Consider the following 5,288-nt stretch of genomic DNA (forward strand, 5'->3'; position numbering starts at 1 on the left):
TATTTCCTGTTTCAGAACCAGCAGGAGACATAATTAATAGTTCTCCAAATCTATTAGTTTCTATGGGTAAATCTCGATTAATTTGACAGAATTCAAAAAATTGTTCCTCTGTCATTTTTAAACTTGGAGGCATTTGTAAAATTATCAAATCGTCAACCATAATTTTCCTTCCTATTTACCAAACTCTGCTCATATTTAAAACAAATCCTGGCAATATTGGTTCCCCACTTATACTCTCAGGATTTTCTAAACATCTGGTAGTCATTCCTGGGCAATAAATATAAACTTTTCTCTCTTTTCTATCTATTAACCAACCTAATTGTATTTCTGGTTCTTCCATATATTCTGTCATTTTTGCTTGGAGAGTTTTTAGATGATCTGAAGGTGACATTAATTCCACCACAAAATCTGGGCAAATAGGAGCAAACTTTTCTTTTTGTTCTTGAGATAAACTATTCCATCTTTCTAATTTTATCCAGGAAACATCGGGAGATTTTTTCGCTCCTGTAGAAAGAGTAAATCCTGCACTGGAATCAAACGCAATACCACTACTTTCTGTTTCTGCCCAAAAATATAATTGCGCTGCTATACCAAGGTTACGGTTTGAAGTTTCCGATCCAGCAGGAGACATAATTAATAACTCCCCAAATTTATTAGTTTCTATGGCTAAATCTTGGTTAATTTGACAAAAATTAAAAAAATTATCGTCTGTTATCTTCCAATCTGAAGGTATTTTTAACACAATTGGATTTTCCCACATGATTTTTTCTCCTATTTACCAAACTCTGCTCATATTTAAAACAAATCCTGGCAATATTGGGTCTCCACTTACATTCTCAGGATTTTCTAAACATTCATTAGGCATTCCTGGGCGATAAATATAAACTTTTCTCTCTTTTCTATCTATTAACCAACCTAGTTTTACTCCCGGTTCTTCCATATATTCTGTCATTTTTGCTTGGAGAGTTTTCAAATTATCTGAAGGTGACATTAATTCCAATACAAAATCTGGGCAAATAGGAGCAAACTTTTGTTGTTCTTCTGGGGATAAACTATTCCATCTTTCTAATTTTATCCAGGAAACATCGGGGGATTTTTTGGCTCCTGTGGAAAGAGTAAATCCTGTACTAGAACTAAAAGCTAAACCTGTACCATCTTCCTCTGACCATAACCCTAGTTGCAGACATATATTGAATTCTCTATTTCCTGTTTCTGAACCAGCAGGAGACATAATTAATAGTTCTCCAAATCTATTAGTTTCTATGGGTAAATCTCGATTAATTTGACAGAATTCAAAAAATTGTTCCTCTGTCATTTTTAAACTTGGAGGCATTCGTAAAACAATCGGATATTCAAGCATAATTTTTCCTCCTATTTACCAAACTGTGCTTATATTTAACAACTTCAGGTAAGACTGTTTCTCCACTTATACTCTCAGGATTTTGTAAATATTTGGTAGTCATTCCTGGGCAATAAATATAAACTTTTCTCTCTTTTCTATCTATTAACCAACCTAGCTTTACTCCCGGTTATTCCATATATTCTGTCATTTTTGCTTGGTCGGAATATTTTTTGGCTCCCGTGGAATTGGTTTCTCTCTAACTTTACCAGGATTTTTTTCAAATTAAGTTGATATCTTTATAGTATCAAGATAAAATTTTATCTGTATGTAAATCCATTTTGTTAAAATTCAACTAAAATGAAAAAATCATTATTACTAAAAATTATTCCAGGAGTAATCTTAGCAATCTATTTAAGTTTATTAATAATTTTAACCTCCTCCAATACTGATATTAAAACTATTCGTAGTATCTATTCATCTAATACTGGTTTTGAGTCATTTCAAAATGAGATTATCAATATCGGTCTCAAAAAACTTGGTTATAAAATGAAAACAAAACAGGGTGGATTTAGTAGAGATAATTATATTGCTATTGCTAATGGAAACTTTGATTATACTACAACTTACCCCACATATCCATGGTATAAACAAACTTTTGAAGAAGCTAATAGTAAAGAAAAGTTAGAAATAGTTGGAACTTTGATTCCTAATTTTATTAGAGGATATCAAATTGATAAAAAAACTGCCGAGGGATATAAAATTACCAACTTTCAACAATTACAAGACCAAAAAATAGCGAAACTTTTTGACTCAGATGGAAATGATCAAGCTAATATAGCTCATTGTCATGCTCCTTGTGAGGATATAAGAAAACAACTTAAAGCTTACGGACTTGAAAATACAGTAGAATATGACACTAACAGATTGGGTATGTGTAATATGAGGTTATTTGTGGAATCCAGACCTTGTTACGAAAAAACTATTACTCGTGACCATGAAGGAAAACCAATTCTTTACTATGCATCTCAACCCGAATGGATATTTAGTGCCTTAAAACAAGGAGAAGATGTAGTTTGGTTGGAAGTTCCTTTTACCTTAGATAACCTAACTGAAAAAGATACATTAGTAGATGGAAAAAATCTTGGCTTTCCTATAATTCAACAACGTATTATTGCTAACAAAAAATTTCTAGAAGCTAATCCAGTTGCTAAACGGTGGCTGGAATTACTTCAAATTCCTCTGGCAGATTTGAATGCTGAAGAATTACGTATCAAAGAAGCTGTAGACAGGTTAGAAAATAATGTTTCTGGTTTTACTCGCTATCGATTAGAAAAAATTTATTCCTTTTTAGATCGTAAGTTAGGAAATAGTCATCGCCAAGCAAAAAAATGGGTGAAAAATAATCAGCAACAATTTTATCGATGGTTAAAAGAAGCAAAACAGATGGAAGGTACTACTCCTAATAAAGGCTAAAAAATTGGAGAGCTTTATCACATAATTGAATCATCAAACATGAATTTTACTCCTAAAAATTATAAGCACCATTACAAAATTTTTTACCGAAAAATCAAGGTATAAAACCTCTCCATTAATGGATAAAAAAGAAAAAAATTACTTTTAACCGAATCTTCTTCTTTATAAGAATAAGTAACAATTAATTGTTAATTGTTAATTGTTAATTATTGAACTACCTTAATTTTATGTGAGGTATACAGAATAAGAGATTCAGTCTGACAAAATTTGTAATTAATTTTGCGCACCTGGTTAAGCATTCACCTCTGAGTTATCAGGTATCAAATATTAATTCATCGCCTTGAGAAAAAGAATTAGTATTCTCAGATTGAGCGATAAATAAAAAGCAGCTCTAAACTTTCATAAATCTATATTTCATTAATTTATTAAAAAGCTAAAAGCTGAATGATTAAAAACAATTAAGGATTAAGAATCTAACTAAAATTCTTAATCCTCAATTAAATTATAACTTTACTTATTAGGTTGAGGAGTCATCCGCAAATATGGCTTAACTTCTGTGTAACCTTTAGGGAATTTTTCTTTCAATACTTCAGGATCTTTCAGAGAAGGAACAATTACACAATCATCTCCATCCTTCCAATTTACAGGAGTAGCAACTTGATAGTTATCTGTTAGTTGTAAAGAGTCAATTACTCTGATAATTTCATCAAAATTCCGACCTGTACTGGCAGGATAAGTAATAGAAAGACGGAGCTTTTTCTGAGGGTCGATGATAAAAACTGTACGAATTGTCAGATTATTTAAAGAGTTTGGATGAATCATATCGTACAGGTCAGAAACCTTTTTATCCACATCTGCCAAAATAGGATAATTAACAGTTGTACTTTGAGTTTCATTGATATCTCCAATCCAACCTTTATGGGAGTCCGCATCATCCACACTTAGGGCAATAACTTTAACTCCACGCTTGTCAAATTCTGCTTTGAGTTTGGCAACCGTGCCTAATTCTGTTGTGCAAACTGGTGTAAAGTCAGCAGGGTGGGAGAATAGCACTACCCAACTATCACCCGCCCAGTCATAAAAGTTAATTTCCCCTTCAGAAGAATTTTGAGTAAAGTTGGGTACTTCGTCACCTAATCTTAAGGCCATAGCTTAATTTCCTATATTGTTTATACTGAACAATTGTCTATCATCTATGGTTTCATCTTATAGTGATTTAAGCTTTCAACTTTAGATATTCTTAAAAATTAGATTAAAAATGAATTAAATTAGGTTAAATTTAAAATTATGCAATTTATGTTATGTTTGACTAGCTGTGTTTCAACTTCTTTACTTTGTAATTCATGCCATACAGCCGTTTTTGGTTCCTCTCTGTTTTGTTTTTGCTTGGGGATTGATAATTTTAACAGCTTGGAGTATATTTGGGGCGATCGCTGATTCTCTCCGTAGGGCTAAACGAATGCACAATATTCCCTGTGCTAATTGTCTATTTTTTACTGGAGATTATCATCTAAAATGTCCTGTACAACCCAAAGTTGCTCTTTCGGAAAAAGCAATTAATTGTATTGACTATAGACCTAAATTTGTGAGTTGGTACGATAAGGTTAATTCCTAATAGAAGAGGATTAGTTGTCTGTGAATTTTGAAATGATAAGTAGGTAGGCGGTAAAATGGTGGTGCATCAGTAAAGTATGGGAATAGTAAGATAGATACATTGTTACCCATATGATTTTATACAATGGAATGTCATCTATGTGGCCATCAAAAAGTTCATAAGCATTTCCCCCAGAAGTAGAACATATAATCGGGAAAGACCAAACACAGCAATTAGAGCGCACCAAAGGAATTGTCCGCCAACAAACAGGTCTCTGGCATCGCCGACAGAATAAATTTGGCAAGAACTGGGAGCAAACTAAGGTGACGCTCAGGTTGGTGGTGAGCTATTTCAATTGGATTTGGGTTCATAGCCGCAAGGAAAATACTGCTGCACAAAGAGCTTGGTTGGCGTTGGCGGAGTAAGTGTGGCAGCTATATCGCTCCTTAGTATTGCCACGACTTAATTACTTATTCCACACTTTGCGCTCTGCACTACCGATAAAATTTGTCACTATGTAACAAAATGTAAAAAAACTTCAACTCAAATGTTTGGAGAAGCTGGGAATTAGTTGACAAATCTTAATATAGTTCAGCTTTTTCGTGCCTACCTACTTAGTTTTAGACAATAAAAGCAAAGAAAGTACACCAGGGAGAAAATTTAATGGCTTATCCATCCCATTAATCTTGACAGACTAATAGGGAGTAGGAAGCAGGGTATAAATTGATTTATTCGGTTTATTTCTTCTCTGTGGGAAAGACTTGATATTTTATTTATCAGTAATTATCTGAACTTGAGATTACTCTAAAGTAAGCATTTAGCTCTTAGCAGTCAGCTATTACCAAATAATGAATAATTCCTTCTAAAATTAAAGGAGGG

Annotated in this window: 5 protein-coding genes and 2 pseudogenes; 3 read left to right on the forward strand and 4 right to left on the reverse strand. The window is 33.0% G+C overall.

Annotated elements, in window-relative coordinates:
• Positions 1–175: 175 nt before the first annotated feature.
• From F6K22_RS30450 to F6K22_RS30460, 3 genes and pseudogenes are all read right to left on the reverse strand, one after another.
• On the reverse strand, positions 176–760 hold the full coding sequence (locus tag F6K22_RS30450) for a Uma2 family endonuclease (RefSeq protein ID WP_293106833.1): 585 nt from the start codon (positions 758–760) through the stop codon (positions 176–178).
• 15 nt (positions 761–775) lie between these two features.
• Positions 776–1,360 (reverse strand): Uma2 family endonuclease, encoded by a 585-nt coding sequence (locus F6K22_RS30455; RefSeq protein ID WP_293106836.1) that lies wholly within the window; start codon positions 1,358–1,360, stop codon positions 776–778.
• A pseudogene (locus tag F6K22_RS30460) lies at positions 1,353–1,517 on the reverse strand (hypothetical protein); the annotation flags it as partial. The gene F6K22_RS30455 and the pseudogene F6K22_RS30460, both read right to left, overlap by 8 nt.
• Positions 1,518–1,699: 182 nt before the next feature.
• On the opposite strand from F6K22_RS30460, the gene proX reads away from it, so the two are divergent.
• Positions 1,700–2,815, forward strand: a complete 1,116-nt coding sequence (proX, locus tag F6K22_RS30465; protein ID WP_293106839.1) for a glycine betaine/L-proline ABC transporter substrate-binding protein ProX — start codon at positions 1,700–1,702, stop codon at positions 2,813–2,815.
• A 510-nt stretch (positions 2,816–3,325) separates the two neighbouring features.
• Here the strand turns inward: proX and F6K22_RS30470 are convergent.
• The gene (locus tag F6K22_RS30470; protein ID WP_293106841.1) at positions 3,326–3,964 is read right to left on the reverse strand and encodes a peroxiredoxin; all 639 of its coding nucleotides are present in this window, start codon (positions 3,962–3,964) and stop codon (positions 3,326–3,328) included.
• Between the two features lie 166 nt (positions 3,965–4,130).
• Here F6K22_RS30470 and F6K22_RS30475 point away from each other — a divergent pair, with 166 nt between their 5' ends.
• On the forward strand, positions 4,131–4,430 hold the full coding sequence (locus F6K22_RS30475) for a hypothetical protein (protein WP_293106844.1): 300 nt from the start codon (positions 4,131–4,133) through the stop codon (positions 4,428–4,430).
• A gap of 194 nt (positions 4,431–4,624) precedes the next feature.
• Positions 4,625–4,834 (forward strand): annotated as a pseudogene (locus F6K22_RS30480) (IS1 family transposase); the annotation flags it as partial.
• Positions 4,835–5,288 lie beyond the last annotated feature (454 nt).

The organism is Okeania sp. SIO2F4 (genome assembly GCF_010672385.1).
Classification (GTDB): domain Bacteria; phylum Cyanobacteriota; class Cyanobacteriia; order Cyanobacteriales; family Microcoleaceae; genus Trichodesmium.